Annotated in this window: 19 protein-coding genes; 11 read left to right on the top strand and 8 right to left on the bottom strand. The window is 69.0% G+C overall.

The window, feature by feature from the left end:
• The first annotated feature begins 45 nt into the window (after positions 1-45).
• Together M9917_RS19115 and M9917_RS19110 are read left to right on the top strand one after the other, a co-directional pair.
• Positions 46-1,200 carry an efflux RND transporter periplasmic adaptor subunit gene (locus tag M9917_RS19115; RefSeq protein ID WP_297256359.1) on the top strand — a complete coding sequence of 385 codons (1,155 nt, stop codon included), beginning with the start codon at positions 46-48 and terminating at the stop codon, positions 1,198-1,200.
• Between the two features lie 7 nt (positions 1,201-1,207).
• Positions 1,208-4,390 (top strand): efflux RND transporter permease subunit, encoded by a 3,183-nt coding sequence (locus tag M9917_RS19110; protein ID WP_297256357.1) that lies wholly within the window; start codon positions 1,208-1,210, stop codon positions 4,388-4,390.
• A gap of 6 nt (positions 4,391-4,396) precedes the next feature.
• Here M9917_RS19110 and M9917_RS19105 read toward each other — a convergent pair whose 3' ends face one another.
• The 4 genes from M9917_RS19105 to M9917_RS19090 all read right to left on the bottom strand — a co-directional run bounded on the left by M9917_RS19105 (position 4,397) and on the right by M9917_RS19090 (position 7,283).
• Positions 4,397-4,603: a hypothetical protein gene (locus M9917_RS19105; RefSeq protein ID WP_297256355.1), complete on the bottom strand. Its 207-nt coding sequence runs from the start codon at positions 4,601-4,603 to the stop codon at positions 4,397-4,399.
• Positions 4,604-4,626: 23 nt separating this feature from the next.
• On the bottom strand, positions 4,627-6,141 hold the full coding sequence (gatA, locus tag M9917_RS19100; RefSeq protein ID WP_297256353.1) for an Asp-tRNA(Asn)/Glu-tRNA(Gln) amidotransferase subunit GatA: 1,515 nt from the start codon (positions 6,139-6,141) through the stop codon (positions 4,627-4,629).
• Between the two features lie 47 nt (positions 6,142-6,188).
• Positions 6,189-6,476, bottom strand: a complete 288-nt coding sequence (gatC, locus tag M9917_RS19095; protein WP_297256351.1) for an Asp-tRNA(Asn)/Glu-tRNA(Gln) amidotransferase subunit GatC — start codon at positions 6,474-6,476, stop codon at positions 6,189-6,191.
• 108 nt (positions 6,477-6,584) lie between these two features.
• The gene (locus M9917_RS19090; protein ID WP_297256349.1) at positions 6,585-7,283 is read right to left on the bottom strand and encodes a metal-dependent hydrolase; all 699 of its coding nucleotides are present in this window, start codon (positions 7,281-7,283) and stop codon (positions 6,585-6,587) included.
• A gap of 122 nt (positions 7,284-7,405) precedes the next feature.
• Here M9917_RS19090 and ade point away from each other — a divergent pair, with 122 nt between their 5' ends.
• A complete protein-coding gene (ade, locus tag M9917_RS19085; protein WP_297256347.1) occupies positions 7,406-9,121 on the top strand; it encodes an adenine deaminase in 1,716 nt (571 codons plus the stop codon).
• Between the two features lie 65 nt (positions 9,122-9,186).
• Positions 9,187-9,687, top strand: a complete 501-nt coding sequence (gene ruvX / locus M9917_RS19080) for a Holliday junction resolvase RuvX (protein ID WP_297256345.1) — start codon at positions 9,187-9,189, stop codon at positions 9,685-9,687.
• Positions 9,688-9,750: 63 nt separating this feature from the next.
• Here the strand turns inward: ruvX and M9917_RS19075 are convergent, their stop codons facing one another.
• Positions 9,751-10,137 (bottom strand): hypothetical protein, encoded by a 387-nt coding sequence (locus tag M9917_RS19075; RefSeq protein ID WP_297256343.1) that lies wholly within the window; start codon positions 10,135-10,137, stop codon positions 9,751-9,753.
• A gap of 434 nt (positions 10,138-10,571) precedes the next feature.
• Here M9917_RS19075 and M9917_RS19070 point away from each other — a divergent pair, with 434 nt between their 5' ends.
• A complete protein-coding gene (locus tag M9917_RS19070) occupies positions 10,572-10,754 on the top strand; it encodes a hypothetical protein (RefSeq protein WP_297256341.1) in 183 nt (60 codons plus the stop codon).
• 345 nt (positions 10,755-11,099) lie between these two features.
• On the opposite strand, the gene M9917_RS19065 is transcribed toward M9917_RS19070, so the two are convergent.
• Together M9917_RS19065 and M9917_RS19060 are read right to left on the bottom strand one after the other, a co-directional pair.
• Entirely contained in the window at positions 11,100-12,476 is a 1,377-nt protein-coding gene (locus M9917_RS19065; protein WP_297256340.1) for a PleD family two-component system response regulator, read from the bottom strand.
• Positions 12,477-12,485: 9 nt separating this feature from the next.
• Positions 12,486-12,854: a response regulator gene (locus M9917_RS19060; RefSeq protein ID WP_112576866.1), complete on the bottom strand. Its 369-nt coding sequence runs from the start codon at positions 12,852-12,854 to the stop codon at positions 12,486-12,488.
• A gap of 137 nt (positions 12,855-12,991) precedes the next feature.
• Here M9917_RS19060 and M9917_RS19055 point away from each other — a divergent pair, with 137 nt between their 5' ends.
• Together M9917_RS19055 and M9917_RS19050 are read left to right on the top strand one after the other, a co-directional pair.
• On the top strand, positions 12,992-13,279 hold the full coding sequence (locus M9917_RS19055) for a DUF3572 domain-containing protein (RefSeq protein WP_297256337.1): 288 nt from the start codon (positions 12,992-12,994) through the stop codon (positions 13,277-13,279).
• Positions 13,276-14,601 carry a DNA polymerase IV gene (locus M9917_RS19050; RefSeq protein WP_297256335.1) on the top strand — a complete coding sequence of 442 codons (1,326 nt, stop codon included), beginning with the start codon at positions 13,276-13,278 and terminating at the stop codon, positions 14,599-14,601. The genes M9917_RS19055 and M9917_RS19050 overlap by 4 nt, the downstream gene beginning before the upstream one ends.
• Here the strand turns inward: M9917_RS19050 and M9917_RS19045 are convergent.
• Positions 14,558-15,391, bottom strand: a complete 834-nt coding sequence (locus M9917_RS19045; RefSeq protein ID WP_297256333.1) for a cell envelope integrity EipB family protein — start codon at positions 15,389-15,391, stop codon at positions 14,558-14,560. The two genes, M9917_RS19050 and M9917_RS19045, sit on opposite strands and share 44 nt — an antisense overlap.
• A gap of 188 nt (positions 15,392-15,579) precedes the next feature.
• On the opposite strand from M9917_RS19045, the gene M9917_RS19040 reads away from it, so the two are divergent.
• Genes M9917_RS19040 through M9917_RS19025 form a run of 4 tightly spaced genes read left to right on the top strand, consistent with a single transcriptional unit; the run spans position 15,580 to position 18,761 of the window.
• Positions 15,580-16,053 carry a RidA family protein gene (locus M9917_RS19040; RefSeq protein WP_297256331.1) on the top strand — a complete coding sequence of 158 codons (474 nt, stop codon included), beginning with the start codon at positions 15,580-15,582 and terminating at the stop codon, positions 16,051-16,053.
• Positions 16,053-16,805, top strand: coding sequence for a glycerophosphodiester phosphodiesterase family protein (locus M9917_RS19035; RefSeq protein ID WP_297256329.1), 753 nt, complete (start codon positions 16,053-16,055; stop codon positions 16,803-16,805). The genes M9917_RS19040 and M9917_RS19035 overlap by 1 nt, the downstream gene beginning before the upstream one ends.
• Entirely contained in the window at positions 16,802-18,004 is a 1,203-nt protein-coding gene (locus M9917_RS19030) for a GNAT family N-acetyltransferase (RefSeq protein WP_297256328.1), read from the top strand. The genes M9917_RS19035 and M9917_RS19030 overlap by 4 nt, the downstream gene beginning before the upstream one ends.
• Positions 17,997-18,761 (top strand): 2'-5' RNA ligase family protein, encoded by a 765-nt coding sequence (locus tag M9917_RS19025; RefSeq protein WP_297256326.1) that lies wholly within the window; start codon positions 17,997-17,999, stop codon positions 18,759-18,761. Before M9917_RS19030 ends, M9917_RS19025 begins: the two co-directional genes overlap by 8 nt.
• Positions 18,762-18,818 lie beyond the last annotated feature (57 nt).

Here is an 18,818-nt window from a genome sequence, read left to right as displayed (position 1 = left end):
CCGGGGTCCCATGGGTCGAGCCGGCGCGCCATCCGGAGTTCCGTCATGTCACGCAGCCGTTCCATCGGCCTGGTGCTCGCCGTCGTCTTCGCGTCGGCCGCCCCGGCGGCTTTCGACGCCGCCGCGCAGGGCGCTCCGCCCGCTCCCCCGGTCCAGGTCGCCAACCCGCTCGCCAAGCGCATCACCGACTGGGACGAGTTCACCGGCCGCTTCGAGGCCAGCGAGCAGGTCGATGTGCGCGCCCGCGTCTCCGGCTTCATCGACAGCGTGCATTTCCGCGACGGCTCGCTCGTCCAGAAGGGCGACCTGCTCTTTACCATCGATCAGCGGCCCTACAAACTGGCAGTCGACGCCGCCCGCGCCGAGGTCGCCCGCGCCCGGGCCCAGGTCGACCTCGCCCAGAACGAGGTCGAGCGCGCCGAGGGGCTGACGCAGAACCGCACCATCACGGCGCGCGACGTCGACCAGCGCCGCGCCAACCTGAACAGCGCGATCGGATCGCAGCAGGGCGCCGAGGCCAATCTGAAGACCGCCGAGCTCAACCTCGAATGGACCGAGGTGCGCGCGCCGCTGGCCGGGCGCGTCTCGAACCGCCGCGTCGATCCCGGCAACCTGATCGCCGGCGGCCAGTCGGGCGCCTCGCTGCTCACGACCATCGTCGCGGTGGCGCCGGTCTACTTCGCCTTCGACATCTCCGAGGCCGATTTCCTGCGCTATGCGCGGATGAGCCAGCCGCGCGCGGACGCCGCCAGGAACGCGGGCACGGTGGTCGAGGTGCGCCTCGCCGACGAGACCGGATGGGGCCGGCGCGGCAAGGTCGACTTCCTCGACAATGCGTTGAACGCCCGTTCGGCGACGATCCGCGGCCGGGCCGTGTTCGCGAACGAGGACCAGTTCCTGACGCCGGGCGTGTTCGGGCGCCTGCGCCTGCTCGCCGGCGAATCCGACGCGCTGCTCGTGCCTGACACCGTCATCGCCTCGGACCAGGCCGGCAGGATCGTGCTGACGGTTAGCCCCGAGAACAAGGTCGTGCCCAAGCCGGTGGTGCTCGGCCCGCTGAACGAAGGGCTCAGGGTGATCCGCTCCGGGCTCTCCCGCGAGGACAGGGTGATCGTCGGCGGCAACGCCAATCCGATGATCCGGCCGGGCGTTCAGGTGACGCCGCAGCCCGGCCAGATCAAGCTCGCGACGACCAACTGAGCCCGCCATGTTCCGCTTCGCCCATTTCTTCATCGACCGGCCGATCTTCGCCACCGTCCTCTCGGTGCTGCTGACGATCGCAGGAACGATCGCGCTGCGCACGCTGCCGATCGCCGAATATCCCGAGATCGCCCCGCCGACCGTCTCGATCACCGCCTTCTACCCCGGCGCCTCGGCGGAGGTCGTCGCCGCAACCGTCGCGACCCCGATCGAGCAGGAGGTCAACGGCGTCGACGACATGCTCTACATCACCTCGCAATCGACCGGCGACGGGCGGGTGACGATCAATGTCGTGTTCAAGGCCGGCGTCGACATCGACCAGGCGCAGGTCCTGGTGCAGAACCGGGTCTCGGCGGCGGAACCCCGCCTGCCGCAGGAGGTGCGCCAGCTCGGCATCCAGACGCGCAAGGCCTCGCCCGACTTCCTGATGGTGATCAACATCATCTCGCCGGACGGCTCGCGCGACGCGCAATACATCTCGAACTACGCCTCGCTCAACATCAAGGACGTGCTGACCCGCGTCGAGGGCGTCGGCGACGTGCAGGTCTTCGGCGCGCGCGACTTCTCGATGCGCATCTGGCTCGACCCGGCCAAGGTCGCCGCGCGCAACCTGACGGCGGGCGACGTGGTCACCGCGCTCAGGGCCGCGAACGTGCAGGTCGCCGCCGGCGCGCTCAACCAGCCGCCGGCCAGGTCGGACGAGGCTTTCCAGCTCTCGGTCAACACGCTGGGGCGCCTGAGCGAGGTCGCCGAATTCGAGAACATCGTCGTGCGCGCCGACGCCGACGGCGGCACGATCCGCGTGCGCGACATCGCGCGCGTCGAGCTCGGCTCGCAGGACTACACCACCAACGCCTATCTCGACGACCGCGGCACCGTCGCCATCGGCGTCTTCCAGCGGCCGGGCTCGAACGCGCTCGCGACCTCCGATGCGCTGATCGCGACGATGGCCGCGATGGCCAGGCAGTTCCCGGCCGGCGTCGAGCACCGCATCATCTACAACCCCACCGAATTCATCGGCGAATCGGTCAACGCCGTGGTGCGCACCCTGCTCGAGGCGATCGTGCTCGTCGTGTTCGTGGTGATCCTGTTCCTGCAGACCTGGCGGGCCGCGCTGATCCCGATCGTGGCGATCCCGGTCTCGCTCGTCGGCACCTTCCTGGTGATGAGCGCGCTCGGCATCTCCTTCAACACCATCTCGCTGCTCGCACTGGTGCTCGCCATCGGCATCGTCGTCGACGACGCGATCGTCGTGGTGGAGAATGTCGAGCGCTATCTGGCGCAGGGCCTGACGCCCGCGGAAGCGGCGCACAAGACGATGGACGAGGTCGGCGGCGCGCTCTTGGCGATCGCGCTGGTGCTCTGCGCGGTGTTCATCCCGACCGCCTTCATCAGCGGGCTGCAGGGCACCTTCTACCAGCAATTCGCGGTCACCATCGCGGCCTCGACGGCGATCTCCTGCTTCGTCTCGCTGACGCTGTCGCCGGCGATGTCGGCGGTGCTGCTCAAGCCGCACAGGAAGCATGGCGAGGACGAGCCGCACGGCTTCCTCCACCGGCTCGCCGCGCCGCTGCGCTGGTTCTTCCATTATTTCAACGCCGGCTTCGACTGGCTGTCGCGGGTCTACGGGCACGTCACCGCGCGGCTGATCCGCATCGCCGCGATCCTGCTGATCGTCTATGCGGGCCTGATCGCGGCGACCGTCTGGGACCTGCGCCGGACGCCGACCGGCCTCGTGCCGCAGCTCGACCGCGGCTATTTCATCATCGCGATGCAGCTGCCGCCGGGCGCCTCGCTCCAGCGCACCGACGCGGTGCTGCGCAAGGCCGGCGAGATCCTGCGGTCGCGGCCGGGCGTCGCCCACACCGTCGCCTTCGCCGGGCTCGACGGCGCGACCTTCACCATCGCGCCGAACGCGGCCGTCGCCTTCGTCGCGCTCGCGCCGTTCAAGGATCGCGAGAAGGCCGGGCTGTCCACGACCGGCATCCTCAACGACCTGCGCCAGCAGATGTTCACCATCTCCGAGGCGTTCACGCTGGTGATCGAGCCGCCGGCCATTCCCGGCATCGGCACCGGCGGCGGCCTGAAGGGCTATGTCCAGGATCGCGGCGGGCGCGGCCTGCAGGCGCTGGAAGGCGCGGCCTGGATCGTCGCCGGCTCCGCCGGGCAGGTGCCGGGCATCCAGCAGCCCTTCACGCTGTTCTCGACCAGGACGCCGCAGATCTACGCCGATATCGACCGCACCAAGGCGGAGATGCTCGGCGTGCCGGTGACGCGCATCTTCGAGACGCTGTCGGTCTATATGGGCTCGGCCTATATCAACGACTTCAACCTGCTCGGCCGGACTTTTCGCGTGACCGCTCAGGCCGACAACCCGTTCCGCCTGACCACGCGCGACGTCGCCAACCTCAAGACCCGCAACGCCGACGGCGAGATGGTGCCGATCGGCTCGATCGCCTCCTTCCACGACACGACCGGCGCCTATCGCGTGCCGCGCTACAACCTCTATCCGGCGGCCGAGGTGCAGCTCTCGATGGCGCACGGCCATTCGACCGGACAGGGGATCGCTGCGGTCGAGCAGATCGCGGCAGAGCGCCTGCCGGCCGGCTTCGGCTTCGAATGGACCGAGATCGCCTTGCAGGAGAAGCTCGCCGGCAACACCGCGATCATCGCCTTCGGGCTGGCGGTGGTGTTCGTCTTCCTGCTGCTGGCGGCGCTCTACGAAAGCTGGCTCCTGCCGCTCTCGGTCATCCTGATCGTGCCGATGTGCATCCTGGCGGCGATGTTCGGGGTGAACTATGCCGGGCTCGACCGCAACATCCTGGTCGATATCGGGCTCGTCGTGCTGGTCGGCCTCGCCGCCAAGAACGCGATCCTGATCGTCGAGTTCGCCCGGCAGGCGGAGGACGAGGGGCTCACCCGGCGCGAGGCGGCGGTCGCCGCCGCCCGCACGCGGCTGCGGCCGATCCTGATGACCTCGATGGCCTTCATCCTCGGCGTGCTGCCGCTCACCGTCTCGATCGGGGCCGGCGCCGAGATGCGCCAGGCGATGGGAATCGCGGTGTTCTCCGGCATGCTCGGCGTGACCCTCTTCGGCCTGATCTTCACGCCGGTGTTCTACGTGGTGGTGCGCTGGCTGGCCGACCTGCGCGGGAACCGGCGCAGGGTCGCGGCGGCGGCGCAAGGATAAGCGGTGTCAGACCAGGCGCCGCGCCACCGCGCGGCAGAGGAAGGCGAGGCCGGCGGCGACGGCGGTGCCGATCGCGCGTCCGGCCGGCTCGGGCACCGCCTCGCCACGCGCGATCTGAACGACCGTCAGCAGGATCAGCAGCACGGCGACGAAGGCGAGCAGCCCGGCGAGCACCGTCAGGCAGGCATAGGCCATGGCGCGGCTGACGATCATCGCAGAGGGCTCCGGCTACGCTCTCACCCCCACCAGCGCTCGGCGACCGGGAAGCGGCCCGCCGCCTGCTCGATCACCTCGCCGAGCGCAAACAGCGCCTCCTCGTCGAAGGGGCGGCCGATGAGCTGGAGGCCGAGCGGCAGGCCCTGCCCGTCGAGCCCGGCCGGCACGGCGATGCCGGGCAGGCCCGCCATGTTGACCGTCACCGTGAAGATGTCGTTGAGGTACATCTCGACCGGGTCGGCCGCGCCCTTCTCGCCGATGCCGAAGGCGGCCGAGGGCGTCGCCGGCGTCAGCACCGCGTCGACCCCTTGCGCATAGACTACCTCGAAATCGCGCTTGATCAGGGTGCGCACCTTCTGGGCGCGCAGGTAATAGGCGTCGTAATAGCCGGCGGAGAGGACATAGGTGCCGATCATGATGCGGCGCTTGACCTCCGCGCCGAAGCCGGCGGCGCGGGTCTTCTCGTACATCTCGACGATGTCCCGGCCCTGCTCGCGCAGGCCATAGCGGACGCCGTCATAGCGGGCGAGGTTGGAGGAGGCTTCGGCCGGGGCGACGATGTAATAGGCCGGCAGGGCGTATTTCGTATGCGGCAGCGTAATCTCGACGATCTCGGCGCCGGCGGCCTTCAGCCAGGCGATGCCCTGCTGCCAGAGCGCGTCGATCTCCGGGTTCAGCCCGTCGAGCCGGTATTCCTTCGGAATGCCGATCTTCATGCCCTTGACCGAGCGGCCGACCGCCGCCTCGTAATCCGGCACGGCCATGTCGACCGAAGTGGTGTCCTTCGGATCGTGGCCGGACATCGAACGCAGCATCACCGCCGCGTCGCGCACCGTGCGGGCGATCGGCCCGGCCTGGTCGAGCGAGGAGGCGAAGGCGACCGTGCCCCAGCGCGAGCAGCGGCCATAGGTCGGCTTGATGCCGACCGTGCCGGTGAAGGCGGCCGGCTGGCGGATCGAGCCGCCGGTGTCGGTCGCGGTGGCGGCGAGGCACAGGCCCGCGGCGACGGCCGCGGCCGAACCGCCCGACGAGCCGCCCGGCACGAGATGAGTGCCCTCGACGGCGCCGCCCGAGCCCGCAGAGACGTTCGAGCCTTTCCGGCGCCACGGGTTGACGACATTGCCGAAGGCCGAGGTCTCGTTCGACGAGCCCATGGCGAATTCGTCGTTGTTGAGCTTGCCGAGCATCACCGCGCCGTCGCGCCAGAGCTGGCTCGTCACGGTCGATTCATAGGGCGGCACGAAATTGCCGAGGATCTTCGAGCAGGCGGTGGTGCGCACGCCCTGCGTCGCGAACAGGTCTTTTATGCCCAGCGGCAGCCCCTCAAGCGGGCGCGCCTCGCCGCCGGCGAGCTTTTCGTCGGAGGCGGCGGCCTGCTTCAGGGCGTGCTCGGGCGTCTCCAGCACATAGGCGTTCAGCGCGCGGCCCTTCTCGACGGCGGCGATATGCGCCTTCGTCAATTCGGTGGCGGAGAAGCTCTTGGCTTTCAGGCCGTCGCGGGCCTCGGTCAGGGTCAGGCGGGTGAGATCGGTCACGGAACTATCCAGCATCTATGCGGTCGGGCGGATCGAAGCGGCGCGCGCTACTCGATCACCTTGGGCACCATGAAATAGTTGTCCTCGCAGGCCGGGGCGTTGGCGACGATCGCGGCGGCGATCCCGCCGTCGTTCACCACGTCCTCGCGCTGCTTCATCGCCATCGGCGTCACCGAGGTCATCGGCTCGACGCCGTCCACATCGACCTCGTTCAGCTGCTCGACGAAGCCGAGGATGGCGTTGAGCTCGCCTTGCAGCTTGGTGAGATCGGCCTCCGGCACGGCGATGCGCGCGAGATGCGCGACACGTTTGACGGTGGCGAGATCGACCGACATGGCGGACTCCTGGCATGGATGGCGGCGCGGGAGCGCCTCCTGTCGTCAGGGCTATAAGCGGAGCAGCAGGCGCCCGCAACCGAAGCCGGCGCCCGTTCCGTTAGCGGCTCAGATCGTGAAAGCCTCGCCCTTCTTCGGCACCACGACCTCGATGCCGCTGCCCTTCAGCCCCGCGACGAACAGATCGGCGTTCTGGTCGATGATCGGGAAGGTGCCGTAATGGCTGGGGATCGCCACCTTCGGCTTGACGAAGCGGCTCATGGCGAGCGCGGCGACCTTGCCGCCCATGGTGAAGCGATCGCCGATCGGGCAGATGCAGGCCTCGACGCCGTGGATCTCGGCGAGAAGCGCCATGTCGGAAAAGATATCGGTGTCGCCCATGTGCCAGAGCGTCTTCTCACCCTTGGCCTTGAGGATCGCGCCGTTGGGGCTGCCGACGGGGACGTTGACGCCGCCCTCGCCCATGCCGGCCGAGTGGTCGGCGCGGGTCAGCGTCACGCTGAACGGGCCGAGATCGACCGTGCCGCCGGTGTTCATCGGCTGGAAGTTCTTCAGCCCCTGCGAGGCCAGATGCATGGCGAGATCGTAATTGGTGATCACCACCGCGCCGGTCTTGGCCGCGATGTCGAGCGTGTCGCCGACATGGTCGCCATGGCCGTGGGTGACGACGATATGGCTCACGCCCCCCGAGATCGCCGCGACATCGCCCGCGAAGGCCGGGTTCCCGGTGAAGAACGGATCGATCAGGATGGCGGCGCCGGCGATGTCGACGCGGAAGGCGGAATGGCCGTACCAGGTGAGTTTCATGCGAAGGCTCCAGGCTTTCGAGTGTCCGGTCCCTATCTAGGCCGATCGGGGCCGCCGACCAAGTCGACAATGCCGCCGCGGAGGGGCAGGCTGCTGCGATGTCGAACCAACGGAACCACCCCATGACCGACGACGCCACGGTCTCCAGTCAAGAACTCGCCCGCCGGATCGCGCAGGGGCACGGCGACGAGCCGGCCGATCTCGTGATCAAGGGCGCGAAGCTCCTCGATCTCGTCACCGGTGATCTCGCCGAAAGCGACATCGCCATCTGCGGCGACACCATCGTCGGGACCTACGCAGCTTACGAAGGCAAGCGCGTCATCGACGCGAAGGGCCTCGTCGCCGTGCCGGGCTTCATCGACACGCATCTGCACATCGAATCCTCGCTGGTGACGCCGCTCGAATTCGAGCGCTGCGTCCTGCCGCACGGCGTCACCACCGCGATCTGCGACCCGCACGAGATCGCCAACGTGCTGGGCGCCGAGGGCATCCGCTATTTCCTCGCCTGCGCCGAGGCGATGCGGATGGACCTGCGCGTCAATCTGTCGAGCTGCGTGCCCGCCACGCATCTGGAAACCGCCGGCGCGGCGCTCGCGGCGCAGGACCTGACGCCGATGATGGACCATCCCAAGGTGATCGGGCTCGCCGAGTTCATGAATTTTCCCGGCGTGATCCATCGCGACCCCGGCTGCCTCGCCAAGCTATCGGCCTTCTCCCGGCGCCATATCGACGGCCATGCGCCGCTGGTGCGGGGAATGGACCTCAACGCCTATCTCGCCGCCGGCATCCGCACCGACCACGAGACCACCACCGCCGCGGAGGCTCGCGAGAAGCTCGCCAAGGGCATGGCGATCCTGATCCGCGAGGGCTCGGTCTCGAAGGACCTCGCCGCGCTGATCCCGCTGATCTCGCGCGATGCCTCGCCCTTCCTCGCCTTCTGCACCGACGACCGCAACCCGCTCGACATCGGCGAGGAAGGCCATCTCGACCACATGATCCGCACCGCGATCGCGAAGGGCGCGGACGTGCTCGCGACCTATCGCGTCGCCTCGCTCTCGGCGGCGCGCATCTTCGGACTCGCCGACCGCGGCTTCATCGGGCCGGGCAAGCGCGCCGATATCGTGCTGGTCGAGGATCTCGACGCCTGCTCGGTGCGCCATGTCCTGACTGGCGGGAGGCTGGTCGAGGACAAGCTGTTCGAAGGCCGGACCGAGGTTCCCGCGGTCGGACACGGCAGCGTGAAGTGCCGGCCGGTCACGCCGGCCTCCTTCCGGGCCGAGGCCCGCGACGGGCAGACACCGGTGATCGGCGTCGTGCCGGGGCGGATCATCACCGAGCGGCTCGCGATGCCCCTGCCCGCTCACGCCGGCGAGACCCTGCCCGATCTGGCTCAGGACGCGATCAAGGTCACGGTGATCGAGCGGCACGGCAAGAACGGCGGCATCGCCACCGGCTTCGTCCACGGCTTCGGCATGAAGCGCGGCGCCATCGCCTCCTCGGTCGGGCATGACAGCCACAATCTCTGCGTCGTCGGGGTGGACGACGCCTCGATGGCGGCGGCCGCGAACCGCCTGATAGAGACCGGCGGCGGCTTCGCGGTGGCCGATGGCGAAAGGATCGTGGCGGAGCTGGCGCTGCCGGTCGCCGGGCTGATGAGCGAGGAGCCGTTCGAGGCGGTGCGGCGCGACCTGGAACATCTGCGCGCCGCGGCGAAGGCGCTCGGCGTCGTGCTGGCCGAGCCCTTCCTGCAGGTCGCCTTCCTGACGCTGCCGGTGATCCCGCATCTCAAGATCACCGACAGGGGGCTGGTCGACGTCGACCGCTTCGATTTCGCGTGAGGCCGGCCTTGCGCTTCAACGATCCAGCGCTCGCGGCGCGAGGCGGGTCGTGATACCGCCATGCCATGACCAGCGCGATCGTCCCGCTCGAAGCTCTCCTTGCCCTGCCGGCGCAGGCGCGGCTGCTCGGGCTCGATCTCGGCACCCGGACGATCGGGCTTGCGCTCTCGGATGTGGAGCGCCGGATCGCGACGCCGCTGGAGACGATCCAGCGGGTCAAGTTCGGGCTCGACGCGGCCGCGCTCCTGAAGATCGCCGGAAAGCACCATGTGGCCGCGCTGGTCCTCGGCCTGCCGCTCAACATGGACGGCAGCGAGGGGCCGCGCGCGCAATCGACCCGGGCCTTCGCGCGCAATCTCGCCCCGCTCACCAGCCTGCCGGTCGTGTTCTGGGACGAGCGCATGTCGACGCTCGCCGTGACGCGCACCCTGCTCGACGCCGATGCCTCGCGGGCGAGACGGGCCGCCGTCGTCGACAAGATGGCGGCGGCCTACATCCTGCAAGGCGCGCTCGACCGGCTCGGCCGGCTCGGCCCGCAGGAAAGCGGGGATGACGGCGACGACTGACGACCGAACGATGAAAAAGGCCCGCGCATCGCGCGGGCCGTCACAAGCTCAAGGCTCGCGCCTCTAGTTGTTCCCGCCCCGATTGGTGCGGAAGTCGTAGGGCTGCGCGTAGCCATAGGGCGCGTAATAATACTGCGGATAGGCATAGACCGGCGCCGGGGGCGGCGCATAGTAATCATCGTAATAATAGGTCGGGGCCGCATAGGCGCGGTTCTGGGCCGCGATCGCGGCCGCGCCCAGGATGCCGAGACCGACCGCGCCGGCGACCGCCGCCCCACGCGAGGGACCGCGCCAGTGGCGGTAGCGATACTGGGTATAGTCGACCCGGGCCTCGTCGAGGCGCGCCGCATCGAAGCCGCGCGCCCCGGCCGCCGATGCCGGCACTGCGAAGCTACCGGCGGCGATGCCGGCCGCGGCCAGCGCAACGACTGTGCTTTTTCTCAGAGACATCATGACGGCATCTCCTTTCACGGGATCGCCCCGAACCATGACGGCAGGGTCGTACGATCCGGTTGAATGGGGCCTGAACCAATCGCGGCGGCTTTGCGGCAAGGTCCATGCCGGCCGCGCGTCGGCGTGACAGGGACAGGCCGGTTCTTGATTTCAACGGCCGCCCGCAGCCATTGTTCCCATACCGGCCTTCCGGGCGCAGCCGCGCGCGCGCCGCGACCTGCGATAATCCATCATGGCTAATGCGCGTGAGACACAACACCTACGCTTGAACTTTGACCGGAAATACAATTATTAATTGTACATCCGTAAGGGAAGCTCATCGGTTGAACAAATAGGCTTCCGATCATGGGAGGGTATCGATCGCCATGAAGCGTACAGTGCCCAAACTGGTCCCGCCCGGAGCAACCCGCCTCACATGCGAGGATGAAGAGATGGCCTGTCGTACGATGTCGCCGCTGGAAGTTGCTTCCTTCGTCGAGGGAATGACCGCCGAACTGCGCGCCATGGCCCGCGAAGCCAAGCTCGGCACCCTCGCCTATTTCCTCGAGATGGCCAGAATCGAGGCTTGCGCAGAGGTCGAGCGGCTCACCACGCCGAGCCGCGAGCGCCATTGATCCGCCCCAAGCACAGCCGAATGGCCGTGCATCCGACCGGGGCGAAGCGACCTCGCCGCGGCGGCCGCGATGCCCGACGGCACGCATCGGCGGGCTTCGTCGGCTGACGGACCTGGCTGAAGGGGCGCGGTAGCCGGCCGGCGGCGGTTCTGAGGAGGCCAGAATTCCGCCACCGACCGGCCGGGCCCTCCGGTTTCCCGGGAGATGCGGCGGACCCGGGCTCCCGAGGGGCGTGTCCGATCTCTACAAGGCGCCGGATGCGAATCAATCGAATCCGGCCGGCCGCCGGCCTTCGTCGATCGTTAACCCTACGGGCTAAGATTACCGGGCGGAAAAAGGCCCGCTTCAGGCCGCGTTGGCGACGATCACGCGGTTGCGGCCGTTGGCCTTGGCCCGATAGAGCGCATCGTCCGCCCGCTTCATCATGTCGGCGCAGGATGCATCGCCCGGACGCCGGTTCGACACGCCGACCGATACCGTGATCGTGATCTCGCGCGTGCCGTTCTGGACGACGAAGGGCGTGCTCTCGACACGTGCGCGGATGCGCTCGGCCACGCGATAGGCGGCCTCGGCGCCGGTATCGGGCAGCACCACGACGATCTCCTCGCCGCCCATGCGCGCGACCAGATCGATGCCGCGCGTGCAGGCGCGGACGCGGTCGGCGAATTCGCGCAGGACCTCGTCGCCGACATCATGGCCCCAGCTGTCGTTGACGGCCTTGAAATGATCGATGTCGAGCACGAGCAGCGACAGCGCACGCGCCCTGAGCGCCGATTCGTCGAACATCGCCGAAAGCCGGTTGTCCATGAAACGGCGGTTGTGCAGGCCGGTGAGCTGGTCCATCACCGCCATTTCCATCGAGGTCTGGACGCTGTCGCGCAGCCGCTCGGTGAAACGCTTGCGCCGAACCTGCGTGCGCACCCGCGCCAGCAATTCGTTGCGGTCGATCGGACGGACGAGGAAATCATGCGCGCCGATCTCGAGGCCGCGCAGGATGCGGTCTCGATCCTCGGCCTCCCCCATCATCAGCACCGAGACGTTGCGCGTGCGCTCCAGCGAGCGCAGCTGGCTGCACAGGCGCAGGCCGTCCTGCCCCTGCAGGTCGAGGCTGATCACCACGGCGTCGAAGCCGCCCTCGGCGGCACGCATCACCGCCTGCTGGGCGTCGCTCTCGATCTCCACGGCATGGAAGGCGCAGAGCGCGCTCTGCAACCGCTCGGCGGCGTGCGGCCGGTCCTCCACCACCAGGATCCGGCCGTTCAGGCCGGTCTCGGCCGCGGCCGTCGCGAGCGGATCGGCGATGCCGAGCCGGGCGGAGGCGACCGCGCGGCTGCGCAACTCGTCGGTCATCGCCTTCAGCCGGGCGAGGCTGCGCACGCGGGCGAACAGCGCGGTGTCGTCGAGGGGCTTGGTCAGGAAATCGTCGGCGCCGGCATCGAGGCCCTGGAGCCGGTCGCGCGGCTGGTCGAGCGTCGTGACCATGACGACCGGGATATGCGCCGTCGCGGGCGCGCCCTTCAGCCGGCGGCAGACCTCGAAGCCGTTCATGCCCGGCATCATCACGTCGAGCAGGACGATGTCGGCCTCGCCGCGCTCGCACAGCGCGATCGCGTCGCGGCCATTCGTCGCGGTGACCACGCCGAAATACTCGGCCGAGAGCTTGGCCTCGAGCAGCTTCACATTCGCGGGGATGTCGTCGACGACGAGGACGCGGGCGGTCATGGCTGCGGCTCAGGCTGCGCCGGCATAGGCGCGTACGGTCTCCAGGAACTTGGCGACCGAGATCGGCTTGGAGAGATAGGCCTCGCAGCCGCCCTCGCGGATGCGCTCCTCGTCGCCCTTCATCGCGAAGGCGGTGACCGCGACGACGGGGATCGCCTTGAGGTCGTCATCCTCCTTGATCCATTTGGTGACCTCGAGCCCCGACACCTCCGGAAGCTGGATGTCCATCAGGATCAGCGCCGGATGATGCGTCCGCGCCAGCTCGATCGCCTCGATGCCGTCCGACGTCTTCAGCGTCGCATAGCCGTGGGCCTCGAGCAGATCGTTGAAGAGCTTCATGTTGAGCTCGTTGTCCTCGACGATCAGAACCGTCTTCATCGGGCCGCCCTTCGTTTGCGCCGGGAGCGCCGCGCCGAAGGCGGGCTTTCCAAACTGGCGGCGTCGTTCGATGATTGCGTAGCACGTGAGCAGTTGACGAAACACAAACCCAATACAAGACTCAGGCCTTCATAATAATGCGACGCCCCACATCCGACGAAGCCGAGGCGCTGGCGCTTGGCGCGCTCGCCTTCCTGGCCGCCGAGCCCGAGCGGATCGAACCCTTCCTCAGCGCCACCGGCCTTCAGCCCGCGACGCTGCGTCAGGCCGCCGGCGAGCCCGGCTTCCTTGCCGCCGTGCTCGACCATATCGCCGGCAGCGATTCGCTTCTCCTGGAGTTTGCCGGAAATGCGGGCTTGAATCCCGAGATGGTCGCAGAGGCGCGGCGCGCCCTCGCCGGGCCGGAGCCGGACGATTTCCGTTGAGCGCGCGCGCGCTCTGCCGCGACTGCCTGTCGGATCACGCGGCGGCGGGGGCTATGCGGCGCTGCCCGGCCTGCGGCTCGCCGCGGCTTATCAGCCACGCCGAGCGCGATACGTTGAGCCTCGCCCATATCGACTGCGACGCCTTCTACGCCACGATCGAGAAGCGCGACGATCCGAGCCTCCAGGACAAGCCGGTGATCGTCGGCGGCGGCAAGCGCGGCGTGGTCTCGACCTGCTGCTACATCGCCCGCACCTATGGCGTGCGCTCGGCCATGCCGATGTTCAAGGCGCTGAAGGCCTGCCCCGAGGCGGTCGTGATCAAGCCCGACATGGCGAAATACGTCGCGGTCGGCCGGCAGGTGCGCCAGCTGATGCGGGAACTCACGCCGCTGGTCGAGCCGCTGTCGATCGACGAAGCCTTCCTCGACCTTTCCGGCACGCAGCGGCTGCACCATGCCAGCCCCGCGGTGACGCTGGCGCGCTTCGCCCGCCATGTCGAGGATGAGCTCGGCATCACCATCTCGGTCGGGCTGTCCTATGCCAAGTTCCTGGCCAAGGTCGCCTCCGACCTCGACAAGCCGCGCGGCTTCTCGATCATCGGGCGGGCCGAGGCCGTCGCCTTCCTCGCCGGCCAGCCGATCGGCCTCATTCCCGGCATGGGGCCGGCGGGCGTCACGCGGCTCGCCGAGGGCGGCTTCAAGTTGATCGGCGATTTGCGCGAGGCGCCCGTCGACAAGCTCTTCCGCCTCGCCGGCAGGGACGGGCCGCGGCTCAAAAACCTCGCCAACGGCATCGACCCACGCCCCGTCACGCCCGAGCGCGAGACCAAGAGCGTCTCGACCGAGACGACGCTCGACGTCGATCTCGCCCGCTTCGAGGAGCTGGAGCCGATCCTGTGGCGGCTTTGCGAGAAGACCTCGCAGCGGCTGAAGGCGCAAGGTCTCGCCGGCCGCACCGTCACGCTGAAGCTGAAGAGCGCCGATTTCCACATCGTCACCCGCGCCGCCCGCCTGCCGGAGCCGACGCAGCTCGCGGCGCGCCTGTTCGCCGCCGGGCGCGACCTCCTGAAGCGCGAGTGCAACGGGTGGCACTACCGGCTGATCGGCATCGGCGCGAGCGATTTCAGCCCGCCGGAGGCCGCCGACCACGGCGATCTCGCCGATACCGCGACGCCGCGGCTGAAGGCGATGGAGGGCGCGCTCGACGCCTTGCGCGCCCGCTTCGGCGACGCGGCGATCGGCAAGGGCCTCGCACTCAGGCTGCCGCAGCGCCAGCCGGCTATTTCGCGCAAGGCTCCTGCGGAAGAAGATCCAGACGCGTGAGCGTGCCGCGCAGCGAAAAGCCGCTGTAGTCGAGCCTGACCGCGCCGGTGATGCCGTTCTCGTAGAGCTCGAAGGCGATGCTGTAGGTGGGCGTCGATTCGCCCGATCCCGCCTTGTAATAGGAGATCGTCACCGGCCAGCGTGCCATCTTCTCGAACTCGGGGCGCTGCAACGGCTTCTCGGAGGGCGCGGTCTCGAGGCGCTTGCCGATGATCGAGAGCGTGTCATAGACGTCCTTGCCGGAATTGGCGCCGTCGTAGAAGCGCACGCTCAGCGTCTTCTGGCCGGCGCGCGCGGCCTGGATCAGCGCCTTCATCTGCGCGTTGGGGAATAGCGCGTCGTTCACCTCGCGATAGGTCTCGGCCTTGGGCCGGCTGAGCTTCACCTCATAGCCGCCATCGCGCTTCTGCGCCGTGCCGTCGACGGTTTCCGTGGTCCCGCCCGAGGTGTTGTCGGTCTTGAAGCGGTAGCTTCCCCCGTCCCCGGCCTCGAAGCTCACGGTGCGGGCATCGATCAGGCGCGACCCGGCCGGCGTCCCGAGCTGCGTGACCTGCCGGAAGGACAACGCATAGCCCTCGCAGGCGTCGCCGGTGAACTCGAAGGCGATGCGGCCCTTCGCCGTCTCGATGCTGCCGGAGGGCTTGCCCTCGTCGAGCACGAGATCGTAGACCGCCCGATGCGGGGCGAGCACCACGCGCTCAGCCGTTCCTTGCGCCCGGGCCGGCGCGCCGGCCAGAACCAGCGCAGCAGCGAAAACCCCGGCCGCGAGCCTCAAAGCCGTTCCGTTCATGCACCGTCCGTCCGTTGTGACCCGCCGGAAATCTAGTTGCATCGCGGCAATGGCGCAAACATGGCGACGAAGCCGCCCCCGGCCGATCGCATCGGCCCTGTCCGCCCGGCATGGCAGCAGTGCTTGCGGGCCGGCCGGCCATCGGCCATGAAGAAGCCCTGCCCTCGAAGCCAGATGGAGCCAAGCCCGTGAACGCCGCCGATACCCGACTGGCCGAACTCGGCATCACCCTGCCGACCCCCGCCGCGCCCATCGCCAACTACGTGCCCTACGTGATCACCGGCAACCTGCTCGTCATCTCGGGCCAGCTCTGCTTCGGGCCGGACGGCAAGCTCTCCGACCAGCACAAGGGCAAGCTCGGCGCCGAGATCTTCAACGAGGCGGGGCTGGAGGCGGCCAGGCTCTGCGCCATCAACGTGCTGGCCCAGGCCAAGGCCGCGCTCGGCGGCGATCTTAACCGCATCCTGCGCTGCGTGCGCCTCGGCGGCTTCATCAACGCCGCCCCGCATTTCTCCGCCCTGCCGGCGATCATGAACGGCGCCTCCGACCTGATGGTCGCCGTCCTCGGCGACAAGGGCCGCCATGCGCGCTCGACCGTGGGCGTGGCGGAACTGCCGGCCGATGCCGCCGTCGAGGTCGAAGCGATGTTCGAGATCACCTGATGGGTGCCGATCTCGGCTGGCTGGTGGCGAGGCCGATCGCCCATCGCGGCCTGCACGACCGCGCCGCCGGCGTGATCGAGAACAGCCCATCCGCCGCCATCGCCGCCATCGCCGGCGGCTTCGGCATCGAATGCGACGTCCAGCTCACCGCAGACGGCGAGGCGGTCGTATTCCATGATTTCGGGCTCGACCGGCTGACCGCCGAGACGGGAGCGGTCGTCGCGCGCAAGGCGGCGGAGCTCTCCGCGATCACCCTCAAGGGCTCGAGCGACCGTATCCCGACGCTCTCCGCCTTCCTCGACCTGGTCGGCGGGCGCGTCCCGCTCGTCATCGAGATCAAGAGCCGCTTCGACGACGACCTCGCGCTGACCCGCCGCACCGTCGAGGTCGTCGCGGGCTACGAAGCTCACCCGATCGTGATCAAATCCTTCGATCCGGCGATCGTGACGGCGCTGCGCAGGCTGGCGCCGGCGATCCCGCGCGGGATCGTGGCGATGAACGCCTATGATTACAGCGACTACGACAGCCTTTCGCCGCAGCGCAAGCACGCGCTCGCCAATCTCCTGCACTTCGCCGAGAGCCGGCCGGACTTCCTCTCCTGGAAGGTCTCGGATCTCGACAGCGCGGCGCCCTATCTGTGCCGCAACGCGCTGGGCTTGCCCCTGATGAGCTGGACGGTGCGCACCCCGCAGGAGCGGCAGAAGGCCGCCAGCTGGGCCGACCAGATGGTCTTCGAGGGCTTCCGTCCTTGAGCGAGGCGGGGGGCGGCGATCTCACGCTTCGTGCCGCGACCTCCCTCAAGGCCGTTTCCGCAGAGGCCTGGAACGCCTGCGCCCAGGCGCCCGCGGCCGATCCCGCGCTCGACCGGGACAATCCCTTCGTCGCCCATGAATTCCTGATGGCGCTGGAAGAGAGCCGCTGCATCGGCGGGCGCAGCGGCTGGTCGCCGGCCTATCTCATGGTCGAGGACGCGGCGGGCCGGCTGCTGGCGGCGGCGCCGAGCTTCCTGAAAAGCCACAGCCAGGGCGAATACGTCTTCGACCATGGCTGGGCCGACGCCTATGAGCGCGCCGGCGGGCGCTATTATCCCAAGCTCCTCGTCGCCGCGCCCTTCACCCCGGCGACGGGCCCGCGCCTGATGGTCGCCGCCTCCCCACGCGCCGACGAGGCCCGCGCCGCCCTGATCGAAGGGCTCGAGGCGCTCAGGGCGCAGGCGCAGGCCTCCTCGGTCCATGTCACCTTCGCGCAGGAGCCGGACGCCGCCGCGCTGAAGCAGGCCGGCTACCTCGAGCGCAACGACCTGCAGTTCCATTGGCTGAACGAGGGCTTCGGCACCTACGACGACTTCCTCGCCACGCTCGCCTCGCGCAAGCGCAAGGCGCTGAAGCGCGAGCGGCGCGATGCGCTCAGCCCCGGCATCACGATCGAGAACCTCTCGGGCCGCGATCTCACCGAAGCGGTCTGGGATGATTTCTTCGCCTTCTACCAGGACACCGGCTCGCGCAAATGGGGCCGGCCCTATCTCAACCGGGCGTTCTTCTCTCAGGTCGGCGCGGCTATGGCCGAGCGCATCGTGCTGGTGATGGCGAGGCGCGCCGGGCGCCATATCGCCGGTGCCATCAATTTCCGCGGCGCCGACACCCTCTACGGCCGCAACTGGGGCTGCATCGAGGATCATCCCTTCCTGCATTTCGAGGTCTGCTACCACCAGGCCATCGACTACGCGATCGCGCACGGGCTCGCCCGTGTCGAAGCCGGCGCGCAGGGGCAGCACAAGCTCGCGCGCGGCTACCGGCCGGTCGTCACCCGCTCGCTGCACCATATCGCCGATCCCGGCCTCAGGCGGCCCGTCGCCGCCTATCTCGAACAGGAGCGTGCCGAGATCGCGGCGGCGCAGGCGGCGCTCGCGACCGAGGGCCCCTTCCGCAAGGACGAGGCGAAGGATGACTGACGTGGCGCCGGCGTTCTGCGGGGACGGCGAGCTCGGGTATCGGCGCAGCCTGACCGACTTCTCGACGCCGCTTAAGCTCGACGAGAGCTACCGGCTGGCGCATCTGCCGCTGGTCGCGCCCGGGCATCCCGGCGTCATCCCCCGGCGCGAGGGCAGCTTCTACGAGATGGGCCGCCATCCCCGCGTGTTCTCGCTCGTCCTGCCGGTGGACGACGACACCTTGCGCGCCTCCCCGGCGTTCCTCGCCCTGGAGGGCTCGCTCAGGGCCGCCCCCTTCGCCGGCAAGATCGCCTGGGACCTGCTGCCGAAGCGGCGGGAGCGGCTGCATGCGACGGTCTGCGGCTCGCTCGGCCTCGCCACGCCGCCGGCGATCACGGCCGAGACGCGCGAGGCGCTACGCCGGATCGGGCCTTTCACGATGGAGCTGCGCGGGCTTTTCTCCGGCAACGTCAATCGCGGCCGGCTCTATCTGCCGGTCTATCCGGAAAAGCGGGGCGGCCGTAATCCGCTACAGCAGGTCCAGGCCGCCTTCGGCCGGGCGCCGGGCGATCTCTGGCTCACCGGCCTCTACAACCTCGCCGACGATCTCGACGCAGCCGAGACGGCCGCGCTCGGGAGAATCGTCGCGCGCTGGTCGAACGTGCCGCTGCTGCGGCTCGCCGTGACGGAGCTTCGGGTCATCGGGGCCTGCGACGACCTCGTCCTCGACGGCCATGTCGAAGCCGTGCTGCCGCTCGGCGCCGGCCCGCGGCCTTGACGGCCCGGCCTGCGGGCCGCAAGGCTTCAGGCCTTCCGTTTCCGATCCAGCCGGACC

This window comes from Bosea sp. (in: a-proteobacteria) (assembly GCF_023953965.1).
Classification (GTDB): domain Bacteria; phylum Pseudomonadota; class Alphaproteobacteria; order Rhizobiales; family Beijerinckiaceae; genus Allobosea.
This window is presented reverse-complemented; position numbering and strand designations above follow the sequence as displayed.